This is a genomic window from Brevibacillus sp. BC25 (assembly GCF_000282075.1).
Classification (GTDB): Bacteria; Bacillota; Bacilli; order Brevibacillales; family Brevibacillaceae; genus Brevibacillus.
In genome coordinates, this window is the sequence record NZ_AKIX01000039.1 from 141656 (window position 1) to 160303 (window position 18648).

Here is an 18648-nt window from a genome sequence, read left to right on the forward strand (position 1 = left end):
GCATTTTTTGTGACAGGAAGAATGAAAATTATTTTTCATCTAAAAATAGATCTGGCTTCTCCAGGAAACGGCGGGTCAATTGATAGTGCTCCGTATCGCGATATTTCACCTCTTGTACCGGCGATTCGTCAAAATTGAGGATAGTCGCTCCGGGATAGCCCAATAGAATCGGCGAGTGCGACGCAATGATAAATTGTGCTCCTTCTTCCACCAAATCTCGCATCAAGTACAAAAAAGCAATTTGACGCTTTGGTGAAAGAGCAGCCTCGGGCTCATCCAGCAGGTAGATGCCCCTGCCGTTGAAGCGATTGGCAAATAGTGAGAAAAAGGATTCTCCGTGTGATTGCTCATGCAGCGAGCGTCCGCCGTAATGTTGATAGCTTTGCGGGCCCATCTCATCGATATGGCTGGCAAATTGATAGAAGCTTTCCGCTCGCAGGAAAAAGCCATTCGTTATTTTGGGCAGCCAGGAAAGACGTATGTAGTCACCCAGAATCGCCTCCGAGCGATGCACCTCATAAAAGTTGTGACGCGATCCTCCAGCCGTGTTAAAACCGCATTGATAGGCTATTGATTCCAATAAGGTCGATTTGCCCGAGCCATTCTCTCCTACAAAAAAAGTGACACTGCTCGCAAGCTCGATCTCTTCCAGCTTGCGCAAGGAGGGCAGGTGAAACGGATATTCTTTCGCGTTGGGAAATTTTTCTCGCAGCAGCTTGATCGTTCGTAAATAAACCATTTTTGACCTCCACTCTCATTATTTTCCCGACTCACGCCGATACATCCTTATAAGGGCGCCTTTTTGAACGCTCATTTATTTGGGGGAGAAGTATCCGTGGACAAGGTTTCCTTTCTTCAGGAAAAAAGTACATTTCATATGAAATATCCGGATCAGAGCGACATCGCCTTTTACCGGTGGTATACGACTCAATATCCAAACGAGGCGATCGGTTGGTTTCACCTTGGTCAAGAACGAGAAGCACAAGGAAACTCGGAACAGGCTCTCGAAGCGTACAGGCGTGGTCTCGTATCCAAGCAAGGCCCGTATTACAACGAGACGCGTGACGGTTATCAACGACTGCTGCGGGAGCGACAGCGCAATTCCTTGGGCAATCGAACACGTTTACTCTTGGCTTCGCTCTTGTTTCTCTATTTTCAATTCGCTTTTTCGCCAGGACCGTTGAGAGATGCGTCCTCCAAGACAACGCCGCAGACTGCCAAACAGCCCGTACCGACAACAGCTCAAACGCAGCCACATGTCGAGGTCATCGCAGTTCCTCCTACACTCAATGCCCGTGAGCTATCTGAACAGGTCCGGCGCTATGTAGAGTCAAGGCGTCCTGCTCTTACGCAGCCTTTTACAGTGATGGTTGTCCCAGAAGTACCTGGTTCACCGCTATTCCGTCCCTTGCTGTTTTATCAGCCGCGCGAAGTCCGAGGCATCTTGCGTTACAATCCGACGAGTCGGACTGTTCTCAGTGAAAAATGGTGGGATAAACCTGTGCAGTTGGAACGAGAACCGACACTTGCCACAGGTAAGGCAGAACTCACGGATGAGCAGCTAACCCTCCAGCATGTACTGATCTTGCGAAATGCCTTGTACCGCTATTATCAGCAAACGGGTGCGTTGCCTGCCCAGCTGTCTGATCTGGCTGACGCTTATCCAGGCAATTATTTGCCACAAATTCCAGTACCGCCAAAGAGACTTTTGTTAAAAAGCTATCCGTATCATCCCAAAGCCTTCTTGCCAGAGTCCGCATGGGACAGCTTGCGCAATGTGCTGCCGCTTCCCGGCTATCCGGAGCCAGTGGCGCCTTTCGAACCGTTACAGCTTCACTTGACTACCTCGACACATACGATGAAGCTCATCAGCGGTTCCCATTTGGTACGCAGCTATCCCGTCGCCATAGGTAAAAACGGTTCTACACCCGAAGGCTACTATACCATTCAACAAAAAATCAATCAGCCCCGCGGACATGACAATATTTATGGAACGAGGGGCATGGTCTTTCAGGAGAAGGGGTATGCCATCCACGGGACTAATCATCCCGAGAGCATCGGCTCATCTGTTTCGCTCGGATGTGTTCGGCTGTACAATACCGCTGTCGAGGAGCTGTACACCTTTGTTTCATTGGGGACAGAATTCATTATCTCCAATGCCCCGTCCTCTGCCCAGCCTTGGAGCAATCCTGTTCCATTCGTTCTCCCGGCTGGCCCTGAGGAAGAGACGCCACAAGTCATTTACAATTGGCTCCATTGATGATTCTTTGGCTACGTAAAGAAAAGACGTGCGGAACGCCATACCGTTACGCGCTGATTTTTACCAGACGCTTATCAAACGAAAAAAAGCCCTTCTATCCCTTTTTTAAAAAGGGGTGGAAAGGGCTTTTCCATTGAATGGGGAGATTACTCTGCGTTCACGATAACTTTGTACGGAATCTTCGTGTTGTTATTATTGTAGACTAACAAGTAATATTTCCCTGGTTTCGCCTCAAATTCTCCAGTTAGGTTCTTACCTGCGTTTTTGGGGTAGGCGAAATACGTTTCGAGATCATCCTCATGGAACACCACCCAGTTTAAGCCTTCGTCCTTCTCGCTACTTACCGTAACTTGAACGATCCCTTCCTCTTCAACCTGAATGATGTACGTGTCCTTGTCATCTGTACGATCGGTTTGACCACTTATCTCTTCGCCCAACTGTAGCGCATTAGCCTCATCGAATGAATTGTTCGGCTCCGTTTCGGTTGGTTCTGCTTCTACTTCTGGCAATTCCGCTGTTACTTTGTATGGAATGGTTTCACCGTTAAAGTTGTAAACGGACAAGTAATAGGTACCCGGAGATGCTTCAAACTCACCGGAGAGCGTTTTTCCTGAGGTTTTGGGGTATGCGAAATAATTATTCAGATCATCCTCATGATGAACGACCCAGTTCAAACCAGTATCATGCTCACTCGTTACGTTGATTTTCACCGTTCCGTTGCCCAATACCTTCAAGGCAAAAATGTCCTTGTCGTCTTGTTTGCTTGTTTGACCACTCAGCTCCACATTGCTTTTCAACAGATTTGCCTCTGAAAAGCTGTTGTTTGGCTCTTGTTCCTTTTCCCCGATTTCTCCACCCTGCTCTTCGATCGTGATCGTAATCGATTTCGCAGTAACCGCTCCTTTGTCATCCGTTACTCGTAGCTTTACGGTATATTCTCCCTGATTTTCGTAGACATGCGTAGGATTGGCATCACTGCTGCTTGTGCCATCTCCAAATTCCCACAGATAAGATACGATGCTGCCATCCGGATCGGAGCTTCCGTTACTGCTAAACGTCACTTCCTCGTTTACGGCTGCTTTTGACGGGCCGTTCATGACAATAACAGGCGGCTGGTTCTCTCCATCTCCCTGTTCTGGAAGTACTCCATGGAAGGTGACATCATATTCAAACTGATTGGACGCATTTACTCGGTAGTTGGTAAAGTAAGCGGTTACGGTTTTGTAGCCGTTCCATGGATGGGAAGTAAGCGTGGTTAGAAACTCGTCAGTGATGCGATTCATCGTTTCCCAGTCTTGCTTCTCCCCTTCTGCCTGCGTACCTGTGTACGTGCCTGATAACGTAAAGGTTTGGAAGAACTCTGAATCGTGCCTGTTTGTAGATACATTTTGCAATCCGGTGACATCTTCAATTTCCTGGAAGATTTCTGCACTTGCTTTGGGGTCTGGCGTTACCAGATAATCATCCGACACCAGCGGCACGGTCAGATCAGGATAGCTGTCTACCAACGATTCCATTGTACCGTGGTAATCCCGATTCAGCTCTGAATCATTGCTGAGCGTACGGATTAACTGGTCATAACCATCCACGTTATTGGCCTCTATGTAGTCCATGATATCATCGAGTTTGTTCCAGTCCTCTTTCATCATGTGATACTGCAAGGCGTATGAATACGTATAAAAGTCCCATGTACCGTAGCGTGCGTGCAAAGTTTGAGACGCTGTATACCAATTATTCTGTCCAAAGCGAATCAGATTGTTGACCATGGATTTTCGAGGCAGAACACCTGTTGTTCGCGTGGAGCCTGCAAAGAGTTCCGCTCCCCCTTCTTCAAACCACGACAGTCTCTCGTCTCTGTAAATCGGGCCTTCATTCCATAAGCCAGGTATGGCGTAACGCCCTTGTAAATAGTGCGTGAATTCATGGCGGAACAACTCTTCCAGTGTGTACGTACTCTGCTGCGGTGTGCGCTCGTAGGTGAAGAAAGTTCCTTTCCCCTCGATATACATGCCCCCGTTGTCCGTTTCATAGCCGTACAGGGGGTTGTTCATCTTGTACTCTGAAGGACTATTGTAAAGGACAATGGTCAAAATATCGTCGGGGTTCCCTTTTTCCATCGGTTCATCTCGCCCTGCCATCCGATGAAACTGCGCTTTTACCTCTTTTGCCGCCCAGTATAACCGTTTGACTTTTTCTTCTGTGACATCCCCGCCTGTTTTCATGACGATGCTTCCGTCATCAAACGTATATTCTTTGGGCAGATACTTTTCCATGGCATCCTCACGAATCTTGTTGAACTGGATGTCCCTTCCCTGCGCGTCTTTTCCGCCATAGACCGTCTGGATCAGCTTCGCTACCTGCATATACTGAAGTCCCACATAAGGATAAAGCTCTAACGCTTCTGTGAGGACCTCGTTACCCTTATTCGGATTGGAATGGTATTCTCCCAAATACGCACTGTGATAAAACCCATTGTCGAGGACCCATTCCTTCGCTTCATCTGTATCGCCATGCAAGGCGAGTTTTCCCAATTCGTTCAGATACGAATCGATTTTGCCGTAAAACTCCTGTCGCTTGGTTGGTTCATCCACTTTCCACATCAGAATGAAGCTAACCTGGCTCATGATACGGAATACAGCATCTCCCGCACTCCGCTGCGAGATGAAAGTATCCATTTGTTCTTCGTATTGACGGATGATCGGGGCAGCTTTTTCCACAAGGGAAGCGCTTACAAAAGTGTTTCCGATAAGTCCACCAAAGGCACCTACTACCTCATTTTGAGCATCTGTCCCTAATTTGAAATTCGGATTATCTGCAATGGCATGCAGAGCAGGGAACACTTTTTGATGCTCGCTTCTCTGATTGAGATAGGATAATTCCTGATGGTAGTAGCCGAGGTAATATCCAGAGCGAAGAACCTCAACCAAGGTGTCAATTCCTTTAGAATCGCTGCTGGAGTATTGTGTGCCTCTGACTTGCAATGCGTCAATAATGGCCTGAACACGCTGACGATCGTTGTAAAAGGCATACGAATCGGGTGTAAAATCGAATAATTCAGGAATCTGCTCCCAATTAATCGTCACCAGTACATTGACTAATTCGTCGTAGCTGAGCTTATTCAAATCGGACATCGCGTACTTTTCGACATTTGCCTTCATGCTCCGCTGCTGTTCGGTAGAAGACTCTTGCTCCTCTACACTCCAGGTCGGCTCCACTGGATGCGGATATTCTCCTGCTTCGTCTCTGGATTGATGCTGAAACGAGGTGATCGGGTCCAGCTTTCTCTCCACATATTTTCCAGAAGGCGGAACGTTTTGACTCCCAGCCCTACCGATCTCACTTGAATAATCTTTGACTGCCAAGGCTTGGACAGGAGTACCAACCGTCCCCAATAGAAATGATGTCGAGAGAAGGACACCAGCCATCATGCGGCCTTTGTGTACTGTGTGACTCTTTTTCTTCATGAATGAGCAATCCTCCTTTGATTTTTAACCGTATTTTCGTTTGTTGCGAGGAAGCCGTATTTTGTTTTGTGCAGATTCACCTTCTCTCCATTTGGAATGTAATAAAGTACACGCTGTTAGAATTGCAATTATGGTGCCAATGCATATAGCAGTAAAGAAGAGTAAGAATGTATACATTTTTTTACAAAAATTCATAAACATGTATGAAATATTGGACACTGTTAACTATAAAGGCGAGCTTTGCTTAGCGCACGCAAAAAAGCGCGTTCCCGCAAATGGGAACGCGCCATGTTTTTACAATCACATTTATTTTTCTTCTTCCAATTCTCTCATCGATTCTTCTTGCTCTTCTTCCGGGTTCCAATAATCGAGCACTTTTCCTTGCAGAACCTTGCCTTGAATGAATTCTACCTGCTGCTCACTGAAATCCTCTGTCCACTCAATACCCAATTGTTCAGCTAGACGTACGACGGTCAACAATTCTGACCAAGCCACGTAACGTTTGTACCAGAAGAACTGTGGCTGCTCGTTCATGTATGGGTAAAGATCATCGAAATCGGTGTGTTTACAGTCAAGAGCTCGCTCAAAATTCACCTTGGTTTGGCGTAACTGTTCTTTGAAAAATGTGGGTAGATCTCTTTGTGCGTAGCCAGACATGGACTGTCCCCCCTGTCTCCCGATTTACTGGTATTGTACCACGCGAAAGAAGCTGTGCAAATAGTCGAATCGGTTTTGAATCGTTCTTGCTGGGCTAATCTTTAGCCGTTTGATGCATCTGGGAACTGGTTCTGCCCCTCCTCTTGTGGAGGTGGCGGTAATTGGATTTCGTTGGAGGAACCATTTGTCTGACTAGGGTCTGGATTCACGATATCCGGTGGTACCTCACCTGTTCCCTGATTTGGCGGTTGGCTACCATCTCCATTATTTGTATGCTCACCATTTTCTCCGGTACCTTGGTCAGGTGGAATTTCACCGTTTCCATTTTCGGTACCCCCCGGATTCTGCCCCTGATCGTTACCTTCCTCGTTATGACCTGGATCTTGATTAATTATATTCTCCAGCTTCTTGGAGTCGATTGGGACTTCTTTTGAAGGTGTGCCTTCCTCGCCTTGCGCATTTCTCGGAACGACTTGATAACGATATTGTCTTGGACTATCCAGCAAATCTACGAACGAGGTTTCCTTCATACCCGCAGAGATGAGTTGTCTTTCGCCGTTTTCGCTAATGCGGTACAAATCGTACGTACCACCTTCAGCTCCGCCAATCCAGCTGAGCACTACCTTCAATTGGTTATTATCCAATGTCATGTCTGCAGCCAATTGGATTTCTGGTTCAACTTCCTCTTGTTTATGTTGTACCGTGCCTTCTGGTCGAACGAAGTCCGATGACGGCACACCTTTTAAAGCTGTTGCCAACACTTTGGAGAACATTTGCGCCGTCATGCTACTTCCTTGAAGCATCAAATGCTGTTTGTCCTCCGGATCGAAGCCCATCCAAACGGCACCGACATATTCCGGTGTATATCCGACGAACCAAGCATCCTTGTTTGCTCTGCTGTCGCCTGCTATGGATTGGGTCGTACCGGTTTTACCTGCAACATGGCGGCCAGAGATACGCGCTGCCTTCCCTGTCCCTTCCTGAACTGCTTTCTCCAGCATGGTGTGAATCTCCCAAGCTGCTTCCGGCTTCAGCGCCTCAGATTGTTTTGGCTGGTATTCACGAACAACACCCTCGTCCTTGTTCTCCACCTTCGTAATCGAGTGCGTCTCAGACACAACCCCTCCATTGACAAAAGGCGTGTACGCCTGAGCCATTTCCAGCGGGGATGTACCTAAACTCAAGCCCCCGAGGGCAATTGCCAGGTTTCGATCGTTCGGAGTCAGCTCAATGCCGACTTTCTTGAGGTATTCCAAGCTTTCTGATACGCCGATTTCATTTAATAACCATACTGGCGGGATATTCGCAGAGTCGATCATCGCCCGGTTCATGTTCATCGTTTCCGTGTAACGGTTATTGTAGTTGCGCGGCTCATAGCCATTGAAGCTCTGCCTTTTGTTGCTCAGCTGCGAATTCGAGTTCCATTTGTTAATATCTTTATTTACCGCCGGAGCGAACACCGCAATCGGCTTAAAGCTGGAACCCGGCTGACGCTTCATGTCTGTCGCATAGTTAAAGCCTTTTGGCGCATAGTTGCGTCCGCCCACCATCCCGGCAATTCCGCCCGTTTTCGCGTCGATGACAATCATCGATGATTCTACACCGCGCTTGGCGCCGTCTTTCGGGAAGTTTTTGGCATTCGCATATTCCTCTACCATGGCATCCTGTACTTTCGGATCGAAGGTCGTGTAAATGTTCCAGCCTCCGCGGTACAGTTCTTCTTCTGTCACGCCGAACGTGGCTTCGGATTCTTCTACCATATTGTCAAAAAACGCGCGATAGCCTTTTTTCAAGCTGCCACCCGCCACTTCATGCGGTTCTTTCGGCAACGGCTCTGCTTGAGCTGCCTCTTTTTGCTCATCGGTAATGATTCCTTGCTCATGCATCAGACGAATAACGGTGTCTCGACGCAGTTTCGCTTTTTCTGGATTGTTAAAAGGTGAATAAGTAGTCGGTGCTTTTGGAATAGCCGCCAGCATCGCTGCTTCCGCAACGGTAAACTTATCATCGCTTACCGACTTGCCGAAGTAATACTGGGCAGCATCCTCTACCCCAAATTCCCCTTCGCCCAAATAAACGCGGTTCAAGTACATCTCTAAAATTTGATCCTTGGAGTACTTGCGCTCCAAGCCAATCGCGATACTCATTTCTTTTGTTTTACGCCAGAACGTTTGGTCTAGGGTGAGAAAGACGTTTCTAGCCAGCTGTTGGGTAATGGTACTTCCCCCTTCAGCTAACGATCCTTTTTTGATGTCATTGACGATGGCGCCGCCGATCCGAACCATATCGACGCCTTTGTGCTCATAAAAGCGCTTATCCTCTACGGCGAGGAAGGCATCGATCAGAGTCTTTGGCATTTCATTAATCGGTTTGTATATACGGTTCTTCTGACGAATCAGACTCGTCATTTCTTTCCCGTTTTTGTCGTATATGACAGTTGGTTCTGCTTTTAAGTCCTGTAGCTTTTGTATGTTTTGCTCAATCATCCGGTCTCCCGCATACAACAGGGCGAAGTAGCCCCCAATCACACTAAGGAAAAGGAATATTGCAAACGATACGGCAATCATCAGCAAGTTGTTCTTTTTCTTCCTGACCTTCTTCTTGGCCTTTGCTGCCATTATTTACCTCCTGGTCTTCTCTCTCTCCCCCACATCTTATATAGACGGTCCCATTTCAAAAAAGTTTCTGTTTTGGGTTGTAGTCTATCATTCCATACAAAATTCCGTTTGTCACTGGAAAAGCCTATCTCCTGAAACAGAAGATAGGCTTTTTCCTAAAGGTTTACGATTTATTTCAGCAGTTTTTCTGCTTCAGCCACTACATTTTCTACCGTGAAGCCGTATTCCTTCATGATGCGCTCACCTGGTGCAGATGCGCCAAACTGATTGATTGCGATGACCGTACCGCTATCGCCAGCGTAACGCTCCCACCCCATTGGAGAGCCCATTTCTACCGCCACGCGTGCTTTTACAGCCGGTGGAATCACAGCGTCGCGATACTCTTTCGGTTGACGCTCGAACAGGTTCCAGCTCGGCATAGAAACAACGCGTGTTTCAATACCTTTCGCGAGGAGTTGCTCACGCGCCTGCATCACGAGGGATACCTCAGAACCAGTTGCCAACAGGATGAGTTGCGGGTTGCCGCTAGGCGCATCTGCCAGAACATACGCACCTTTGCTCACGCCTTCTGCCGCTTTCTCAATAGTCTCAGGCAGGACTGGCAGGTTTTGACGAGTCAGCACCAGTACAACTGGCTCATCTGTACGGGATACAGCATATTTCCAAGCTTCGTTCGTTTCTACTGCATCAGACGGACGAAGAATGGTCAAGCCTGGCATCGCACGCAAGGAAGCGAGCTGCTCAATCGGCTCATGCGTCGGTCCGTCTTCACCAACTGCGATCGAGTCATGTGTAAATACGTAGACAACTGGCTGCTTCATCAATGCAGAGAGACGAATCGCCGGACGCACGTAGTCGGAGAACACGAAGAACGTACCGCCGTATACTTTTACGCCACCGTGGAGAGCCATACCGTTGAGGGCTGCACCCATCGCGAATTCGCGAACACCAAACCAAATGTTACGGCCATCATAAGAACCTGGCAGGAAGTTGCCCGCTTCTTTAATCACCGTGTTGTTGGAATGTGCCAAGTCAGCAGATCCACCCAAGAAGAACGGAACGCTGTTTGCCAATGCATTGATCGCATTACCGGAAGCAACGCGTGTCGCCAGCTTTGCGCCAGCTTCATACGTCGGCATATGGTTGTCCCAACCAGCAGGCAGATGACCTTCTTCTGCAGTCGTAAATTGCAGCGCCAGTTCTGGATACGCTTTTGCGTAAGCAGCAAACAGGTCGCGCCAAGCCGCTTCTGCTTTTTCGCCAGCATCAGCCAAGCCTGCGTAGAAATCAGTCACTTCTTGTGGTACGTGGAACTCATTATCATGGTTCCACTCGTAGTTTGCTTTTGTCAGCTTCACTTCGTCTTTTCCAAGCGGAGCGCCGTGAGAAGAGCTGGAGCCGCCTTTGTTCGGGCTTCCGTATCCAATGACGGTTTTTACTTCGATCAAGGTAGGACGATCCAAATCTTTTTTCGCTTCTGCGATAGCCGCGTCGATAGCAGCCAGATCATTGCCGTCTTCTACGCGAATGTATTGCCAACCATACGCTTGGTAGCGACCCGCTACATTTTCAGAGAAGGAACGGGAAAGCTCGCCATCCAGAGAGATATCGTTCGAATCGTAAAGCACGATCATTTTGCCCAGTTTCAGGTGAGCAGCCAGAGAAGAAGACTCGCTGGATACACCCTCCATCAAGTCACCGTCGCCGCAGATCACGTATGTGTAATGGTCAACGATGTCAAAATTGTCGCGGTTGTAAACAGCTGACATGTGCTTTTCAGCCATCGCCATACCGACAGCCATCGCGATCCCTTGTCCCAGAGGACCCGTTGTCGCGTCAACACCTGCCGTGTGTCCGAACTCAGGGTGACCAGGCGTTTTGCTGCCCCATTGACGGAAGTTATGTAGGTCTTCCAGTGAAACATCGTATTTCATCAGATGCAACATCGAGTATAATAGCATAGAGCCATGTCCTGCTGAGAGGACAAAACGGTCACGGTCAATCCATTTTGGATTGCTCGGATTTACTTTCATAAAGCGGCTCCACAGTACATGTGCCATAGGGGCTGCACCCATCGGCATTCCCGGGTGACCGGAATTCGCCTTCTCGATGGCATCAATCGCCAACGTGCGGATGGTATTAATGGATAGCTGATCAACAGACGTATGCTGAGTCATCTCGCAAAATCCTCCCTGCGTTTTCTAGAAATTACTACCGAGAATCAGGTAAAAACACACTGTGCCATTATAGCATAGTTCCCATTCATAATCATGTTCGCTTTGCATGAATTAAGGAGGTCTTTTCAATGAATTGGCTGTATCTTACTATCGGGATCGTTTTAGGTGTTGCTGGAATTGGTATGCTACTCTTTGCCATGACTAGCTCTCCTATTTTGAAAAAAAACAGAATGGAACGTCGTAGACAAGCTGCTGAGAATCATCGTCCGGAAGAATATCATTAATAGAGGAGAATCCGCATGCAGAAAGAGCGCTTCGCGATGCAGGTAGCCGTTCACCTTTTCCTGGTGAAGGGTGCGCAAGTCTTGTTATTACGCCGCTACAATACCGGCTACCAAGACGGCAATTACAGTGTTCCCGCTGGACATCTGGACGGGAATGAAGAAGTAAAGACAGCCGCGATCCGCGAGGCCAAAGAAGAATGCGGAATTGACATCGATGCAGCGAGCTTGGAGATGGTAGGCGTCATGCATCGTCGCTCCAATGATGAGCGCATCGATTTTTTTGTCGCTGCCACTGAATGGCGCGGAGAAATTATCAATGCCGAGCCGAATAAATGCGATGAGCTTGTATGGGTGGACATGGATAAATTACCCCCGAACGTCATTCCTTATGTGAGACAAGCTCTCTCGAACTATAGGCAAAAGCAGTGGTTTGACAGCTTTGGCTGGGAGCCTGCATTCGAGTTAAAGAAGTAATAAAAAGCAACCAATCCGCCAAAAGCATTGTGCTCGCTTTGGCAATTGGTTGCTTTTTTTATGTTACCCTTCGCTTATTTGTAACAAGAGGTGAACCGCCTTGTTCCAACGAGCACGCAGTCTATTTCTCACCTCTTCGTCCATCTGCGGCTCATAGCGACGCCCTACCTTCATTCGCGCTTCCAAATCGTTCACCGACCACCAGCCGCACTCTTCCCCGAGCAGAAACGCAATCCCCATCGCTGTTGTTTCATTGATCTCAGGAACCTCAACCGGAACACCCAGCAGGTCTGCCTGAAACTGCATCAAATACGGATTGTCCGTCAAGCCGCCATCTACACGCAAGACGGAAATCTTTTGTCCGACTACCTGTTCCATTGTGACAAACACATCCGCTACACGGTGAGCGATCCCTTCCAGCATCGCTTTTGCCATCAGCGGTCGGTCAGTATGCTGGGAGAGTCCGAGAAACACTCCTCTCGCCTCCGAGTTCCAGTATGGCGTGCCGATCCCATTCAATGCTGGGATAAATAAAAGATTGGTTGGGGCTTCTCCCTTGTGCAGCTCTTCATACCACTGCTCCGACCATCGTTGCAGCTCGTCTATATCCTGATACAGCCCAAGCTGCTCCTTTCCCCATTCGACAGCAGACCCCGCCGCATAAATCGCTCCATCAAGCGCATAAGTATGTTGCGCCCCGCGTTTCCAGACAAGCGTCGTCAAGAGTCCGCTCTCTTTCGTAGCAGACGGCTCGTTTCCCACGTTCATGTATGCGAAGCAGCCCGTACCATACGTGCATTTGGACATACCCGGCTCTATGCAGAGATGACCGTAAAGGGCGGCTGGTTGATCCACCTGACTGACGAGAATCGGTGCTTGAATGCCGCAAAATGTAACCGGATCTGTACGGCCAAACGAGCCAACTGTTGGACGAACTTGCGGCAGCCAGTCTTCCTCTATCTCCAAATACCGCAATATTTCCTTATCCCAATTCCCCTGCCGATGAGCAAACAACAGTGTTCGGGCAGCGGTGGAAGCATCGGTTACATACGAGGTGCCTCCTGTCATCTGCCAGATCAGCCAAGAGTCAAGCGTGCTGCAATAAGCCTGCCGCTGTCGGATCTTTTCTTGCACCAGAGGCACTTCCTCCATCATCCATCTAATCTTGGTCGCAGAAAAATACGGGTCAATCAAAAGTCCGGTTTTCTCGGCTACCTTCTGTGCCCACGCACCATCCGCCTTCCAACGCTCGGCGATTTGATCGGAGCGGCGGCACGACCAGACGACAGCCGGATAAAGCGGCTCTCCTCTGACCGAATCCCAGAAGAGGACCGTTTCCCCCTGATTGGCTAGGCCTACCGCTTCCACCTGCTCAGGTTCGATACGTCCCTTGAGCAGCACGTCAGCGACTCCCATCAAGACCTTTTCCCAGATCTCCTCCGGATTATGCTCCACCCATCCGGATTGTGGATAATATTGCGTGTGCTTCTGATAGCTTTCGGCAGCAACCCGTCCATGGTGATTTACCAGCAGCACCTTGGTCCCAGTTGTTCCCTGATCGATCGACAGCAAATACTTCTCCATACAGCAGACTCCTTTTTCATTATTCTAGGCTGAATGATCTTCTTTCTCTTCATCAAATCGGAATGTTCTGTCTTTAATGCCGATACGGCCCTCCATAATCCCTTTTCGGAACAACAGATGATACAAAATGACGCCAACAGCCAGCAAAGTAGCTGCCACGATCGCTACGCTATGGAAATTTTCCGGAATAGTTAAGATGCCAATTTCAAAGATCAACCATGCGATAGCAAGGAAAGTGAGCGGTGTGCGCCACTTGCCCAGATCAAAGTACTTCGATTTGGGCAGTTCCTTGCGTTTCCATGCATAAGCAGCAATCGTTGTCAGATAGAGAAGTGCTGGCAGAACCGAGGTGGCCCCTACCAGAAGGGTCAGGGAATCTGCGAATAACACAGCGAGTATGCCTAGCACTAAAACGAGTAAAACTGCGTTTGTTGGTACGGAAGTCTGAGGTGATACCTTCTTGAAGATGGAGGAAGCGAAGAATACATTGTCGCGTGACAACGCATAAATGAGTCGGGAAGCGGAAGCCATGATGATCAAGCCGCACGCGAAGATGGAGATGAGGCAAAGCACCAGAAAGAAGCTGGATACAGCAGAGCCAAGACTTGTTTGCAAAATGTACGGAATCGGATTCGCTGCACCGAGCACAGTCGGCAGATCCGTGATGGCAACAGAAATGACGATCAACAGCAAGAAACCGATCACACCACTTAGTAATACGGATAAAATCATGGCACGAGGCACCGTTTTTTTCGCATTGATCGTCTCCTCAGAGAGATTCGCAGCAGCCTCGAACCCTACCAACGTAAAGGAACCCATCAGGGCAGCCATGATAAAAGCGCCTAGGTACGAGCCGTCTGATTGAGTCGCAGCGGTACCGATATCGGTCAGCGTGCTCCAATTTGCCCCGTTGTACATCACAACTGCCCCCAGCACCACAACGATCCCAACCATACCGATCACTTCAGTGTATACGGCGATATCATTAATGCGAGTAGCCAGTTTCACTCCATAAATGTTTAATAAAGCTTGTACGACCAGCGTGCCAATCACGATCCAGACCAGCGTCTTGGAGCCTGTATCCCAGCCAAACATCTCGGCAATGATGGGCGCCAGTGCATAGTCGACGGTAGGAACCACGATAACGAGAAAGCAAAAGGCAATCCAGCCAGCAAACCAACCAAGCCCTGGGTTGGCAAGACGTGTCACCCATTGATAGGAATAACCGCTCAATGGAATTCGTCCAGCCAGCTCTGCAAAAATAATGGCAACTAATAAATGTCCAATGGTTACAATCGGCCAGGTCCAGATACCAGCCGGCCCTGCCGTACTAAGCACAAATCCATAATTACTAAAAATGCCTGTGGTAATGGAAATGAAAGAAAACGCGACGGCAAACGAACTGAACAGTTTTAATGTCCGTCTCAATTCTTGCTTATAATGATACGTTTGCATATCTTGCGAATCATTTGCTTGTACCGATTGTTTCACCATTGATTGCCTCCCTCACCATTTGCTTTACACGGATGTCTTAGCAACGATGACTTGCAATCCTTCCTGAGCGAGTCGCCCAGCAAGTGATTGGGGTAGTTCCTCATCTGTAATGACTACGTCGATGTCGGATAGCTCTGCCACCTTCATGAAGGCGGTTACATTTACTTTGGAATGATCAATCAGTGCATATGTTTCTTTGGCGTTTGTAAGCATCAGCTGCCTGATGTCTGACTCGCCCACATGGTAATCCGTAAAACCAGTTTCTGCTGCCAATCCCCCTACACCAATAAACGCTTTGTCCACAAACAACCCCTCGAGGCTTTTCCTGGCTATCGGTCCGGACATGGCCAGATCCCCTGCTCGCAATTCACCCCCACTCATAATCACCTTTGCATCCGGGTGATAAGATAGTTCCAATGCCACCAGTAGCGCATTGGTTATCACCGTAATTCCTTTTTTATGGTAAAGGTGTTTGGCGAACAATTGTGTCGTCGTGCCCAAATCAATATAGATTGCGTCGCCGTCCTCCACCAAGGAGGCGGCGGCGACCGCAATCGCCTCCTTCTCCGCCAAGTTTAATCCACTCCGTTTGGCATAAGGAGGCTCCACGTTGGTTTTATTCAGAATAGCGCCACCATGCACCTTCTTGAGTAGCCCCTGCTGCTCCATTTCATACAAATCACGCCTGATTGTTTCGCGCGTCACCATTAATCGGCTGCATAGCTCTGCAATTCGAACGGATTGATTTTCTTGTAGCATTTGCAGGATCAGCTGCTGTCTTTCTTCTTGTAGCATGGATGATCACCATCTTCTCTTAATTGTAAATCTCCTGACTAGACTGGAACAAGGTCTGGACGTTCGTCGCAAATTCTTCTGCCTTTTTCTTCACAGTCCCCTTCATTAGTATATCTCCTAATGATGCCAGTCGTCCTGTCATTTGCATATCCATCTCGTATTGCACCCGTGTGGTTCCCGGCTGCTCCTCTTTTAGCTGAAGGTGCAATTGATTGCGGAACAACCCTGCCAACGCTACCGGTTGTCCGGTCATCTCCACTTGCAGTGCTTCTCCTTCTACCGCTTCTTTTAATTCCCCCGTGACGCGAAATTGAATCGTCATAAACTGTATTTTCACTTCCATGTTCGCTTCATAACGAGTGGGGCTGCTCATTTTTACTTCTTTGCAGCCTGGTACGCAGCCTGAGAGCTTTTCCACATCCATAAAGACGGACCATACATCCGCTTTGCTTGCCTGAATCGTAAACGAATCGGATAGCTTCATCGTAAACTCTCCCTTCTGATGATCGCTTTAAAAGAGATGCTTGGCTGTTTCTTTTGCCAATTCCATCGAATTGATGTGATCATCGTCGCCAAGGCAGGTACAGCTCCCTGCGGCGTAAATATCTGGCAGATTCGTTTTCCCCGTGGCATCTACGATAATGGCATCGTGATGATCTCGCTCGATTGGCGTTCCTTTCAAGAAAAACGTGCAGGGCACCCGACCTTTTGCAAAAATGAGCGTATCGCACACCACTTCGTCTACCTCATCCGTCATCCGATTCCGCAGCTGTACTCCTTCTACACGGGACAATCCCTTGATAGAGGTAAGCTCCCAATCTGACTCCGCATATTTGACCAGATTGCTCGTCTCTTTTTCCAGAAGGGTCGCTGTACTGCGAGAGATTCGGCCATTCTCGATCAACACAATCTTGCGGCCTGGCTGATGTCCTCGCTCTATCAGCTGCATCGCCATCAGCGGGGTCATGACACCTGCCGGACGTGTCCCCGGGATTTTGTGCGCCTCACGCGGTTTTTCCAGTGAGCCTGACGTGATCAGTACCTTTTTAGCCTCAATAGAATAGGTGCCCATCGGCGATTGGACATACAACTGGTGCAGTTGACCGTTTGCCCCTGGGAAAAAACCGACGACTGTTGATTGTTCGTGAATCTCGTAGGGAAGCGACGACGCTTTTTCCAGCAGCCCCCGTTCTGGAGCAAACTCGTCAGAGCTCCAATACGGTAAGGTGAAGCCACCTCTTCTCTTCTGGTAATCGATCATCAGAACAGAGCTGACTCCTCTCTCCCACGCTGAAAGGGCTGCCGTCAATCCCGAGATTCCTGCTCCAATGATCACCAATTCATACATCATGCCTGCTTCTCTCCTTGTGATACAGCTAGATAAGAGTCTCGTACTCCTTTTAAAGGCTGCTTCCCGGTCTGTTCAGGATAGGTCTCGGCCATAACATCGATGATTTTGGGAATACAGCAGTTTCCTTGGCATTCTCCTAAGGTGGCGCCCGTCCGCCGCTTCACTCCATCAATGGTCTGCGGGGTGAGTGGACGCTTTAAGGAATTGACGATCTCACTCCGGGTAATGGAGCGGCACAGACAAATGATTTCTCCTGTTTCCTGCTCTTCTGAAAAGAGGTCCGGCAGAGCATGCTGTGCCTGTTCGTTTGCTTGTAGCTCAAGCCCGGCTTTCTGGAGCGTTTCCGCTACCAGCTCTGCTATGCCAGGGGAAGCAGAGAGTCCGGTGGAACGAATCCCGGCGGCATGAATCATGCGTGACTGTACAACGGATGGACGGATGACAAAATCTCCTTCGCTGCAAACTGCCCTGACACCAGCAAACTGACGAATCGTCGAAAACTTCCGAGAGTCGGGGACCAGTTTCTCACAGCCTGCCAGCACCGATTCCATGCCGACCTGTGAGGTGGAGCGATCCCATTTGTCCTCTTGATCCTCCGCCGTTGGCCCAAGCAGAAAACCGCCGAACACCACTGGCGAAACCAACACGCCCTTGGAGGTTTTCGTAGGAACAGGCAAGATGATCGAGGAGATAGATATCGCCTCTTCGGTCAGGATAAACTGGCCTTTTCGTGGTGAAATCGAGAAGCTCTTATCTCCCACCATCCGGGCAATTTCATCGGACCATAATCCAGCCGCATTCACCGCATATCGGGTCGTAACCGTTTCACCATTTTCCAGCGTAAGGCGCAAGTCCTCTCCATCCGATACAGTCTCGATGTGGGAGACGCCATGCCCAAGCACAACCTCCGCGCCGTTTAGTACTGCTATCTCTCCGAAAGCTCTGGTGGCCCAGAATGGATCGCAAATCGCTTCACCCGGTACTGCCAATCCGCCTGTTACCTTGGCTGTCACAGCGGGATTCATCTCCAGAATCTCCTCAGCAGACATCCAGTGAACATCTACGTTATTCGCCTTTGCATTGGGAACATAGGTGGTTTCGATGATCTGCTTTTCTTCTTCGTTGGTCGCCACCATTACGGCGCCGCACGGAATGAAGGGGATTCTCAGATTCTCAACCAACATCGGCCATAAGCTGCGGGACCGGCGAAGGCACTCTGCCTCAACCGTGCCTGGCTTTGCATCAAACCCAGTATGAACAATCCCACTGTTCGCCTTGCTTGTCCCTTCACAAACGTCAGGCTGCTTTTCGATTAAAAGCAGTTTCAGTTGATAAAACGAGAGGGCGCGTAATATGGCTGTACCGACTACTCCACCACCAATCACCACAACGTCATACTTATGGTTATGCATTCTGTTCCACCAGCCTCGGATTTTTGTTTGCAAAATATTGCTTTTGTTTGCTTTGATTTGTATTCATTATATTCTGAC

At 48.8% G+C, this 18648-nt stretch carries 14 protein-coding genes; 3 read left to right on the forward strand and 11 right to left on the reverse strand.

Features of this window, described 5'->3' with window-relative positions:
* Positions 1 to 28: 28 nt before the first annotated feature.
* Positions 29 to 739: an AAA family ATPase gene (locus tag PMI05_RS11700; RefSeq protein WP_007721493.1), complete on the reverse strand. Its 711-nt coding sequence runs from the start codon at positions 737 to 739 to the stop codon at positions 29 to 31.
* Between the two features lie 96 nt (positions 740 to 835).
* On the opposite strand from PMI05_RS11700, the gene PMI05_RS11705 reads away from it, so the two are divergent.
* Positions 836 to 2260 (forward strand): L,D-transpeptidase, encoded by a 1425-nt coding sequence (locus PMI05_RS11705; RefSeq protein WP_007721496.1) that lies wholly within the window; start codon positions 836 to 838, stop codon positions 2258 to 2260.
* 146 nt (positions 2261 to 2406) lie between these two features.
* Here PMI05_RS11705 and PMI05_RS11710 read toward each other — a convergent pair whose 3' ends face one another.
* The 4 genes from PMI05_RS11710 to tkt all read right to left on the reverse strand — a co-directional run bounded on the left by PMI05_RS11710 (position 2407) and on the right by tkt (position 11176).
* Complete coding sequence (locus PMI05_RS11710; protein ID WP_007721497.1) at positions 2407 to 5724, reverse strand: collagenase; 3318 nt, start codon at positions 5722 to 5724, stop codon at positions 2407 to 2409.
* Between the two features lie 306 nt (positions 5725 to 6030).
* Positions 6031 to 6381, reverse strand: coding sequence for a hypothetical protein (locus PMI05_RS11715; RefSeq protein ID WP_007721499.1), 351 nt, complete (start codon positions 6379 to 6381; stop codon positions 6031 to 6033).
* A 101-nt stretch (positions 6382 to 6482) separates the two neighbouring features.
* Positions 6483 to 8999: a transglycosylase domain-containing protein gene (locus PMI05_RS11720; protein ID WP_007721501.1), complete on the reverse strand. Its 2517-nt coding sequence runs from the start codon at positions 8997 to 8999 to the stop codon at positions 6483 to 6485.
* A 170-nt stretch (positions 9000 to 9169) separates the two neighbouring features.
* Positions 9170 to 11176, reverse strand: coding sequence for a transketolase (tkt, locus tag PMI05_RS11725; protein WP_007721503.1), 2007 nt, complete (start codon positions 11174 to 11176; stop codon positions 9170 to 9172).
* 128 nt (positions 11177 to 11304) lie between these two features.
* Here tkt and PMI05_RS31065 point away from each other — a divergent pair, with 128 nt between their 5' ends.
* Both PMI05_RS31065 and PMI05_RS11730 read left to right on the forward strand, forming a co-directional pair.
* Positions 11305 to 11460, forward strand: a complete 156-nt coding sequence (locus PMI05_RS31065; RefSeq protein WP_007721505.1) for a hypothetical protein — start codon at positions 11305 to 11307, stop codon at positions 11458 to 11460.
* Positions 11461 to 11475: 15 nt separating this feature from the next.
* Positions 11476 to 11934: an NUDIX domain-containing protein gene (locus tag PMI05_RS11730; protein WP_007721507.1), complete on the forward strand. Its 459-nt coding sequence runs from the start codon at positions 11476 to 11478 to the stop codon at positions 11932 to 11934.
* Positions 11935 to 11997: 63 nt separating this feature from the next.
* Here the strand turns inward: PMI05_RS11730 and PMI05_RS11735 are convergent, their stop codons facing one another.
* From PMI05_RS11735 to PMI05_RS11760, 6 genes are read right to left on the reverse strand one after another with little or no spacing between them, the layout of a single operon-like run.
* Complete coding sequence (locus PMI05_RS11735) at positions 11998 to 13518, reverse strand: glycerol kinase GlpK (RefSeq protein WP_007721509.1); 1521 nt, start codon at positions 13516 to 13518, stop codon at positions 11998 to 12000.
* Positions 13519 to 13542: 24 nt separating this feature from the next.
* Positions 13543 to 15012 (reverse strand): amino acid permease, encoded by a 1470-nt coding sequence (locus PMI05_RS11740; RefSeq protein ID WP_007721511.1) that lies wholly within the window; start codon positions 15010 to 15012, stop codon positions 13543 to 13545.
* Between the two features lie 24 nt (positions 15013 to 15036).
* Positions 15037 to 15807, reverse strand: a complete 771-nt coding sequence (locus tag PMI05_RS11745) for a DeoR/GlpR family DNA-binding transcription regulator (RefSeq protein WP_007721514.1) — start codon at positions 15805 to 15807, stop codon at positions 15037 to 15039.
* 19 nt (positions 15808 to 15826) lie between these two features.
* Positions 15827 to 16291, reverse strand: a complete 465-nt coding sequence (locus PMI05_RS11750; RefSeq protein WP_007721516.1) for a CoxG family protein — start codon at positions 16289 to 16291, stop codon at positions 15827 to 15829.
* A 27-nt stretch (positions 16292 to 16318) separates the two neighbouring features.
* A complete protein-coding gene (locus PMI05_RS11755) occupies positions 16319 to 17158 on the reverse strand; it encodes an NAD(P)/FAD-dependent oxidoreductase (protein ID WP_007721518.1) in 840 nt (279 codons plus the stop codon).
* A complete protein-coding gene (locus tag PMI05_RS11760; RefSeq protein WP_007721520.1) occupies positions 17155 to 18570 on the reverse strand; it encodes an NAD(P)/FAD-dependent oxidoreductase in 1416 nt (471 codons plus the stop codon). The genes PMI05_RS11755 and PMI05_RS11760 overlap by 4 nt, the downstream gene beginning before the upstream one ends.
* Positions 18571 to 18648: the final 78 nt, after the last annotated feature.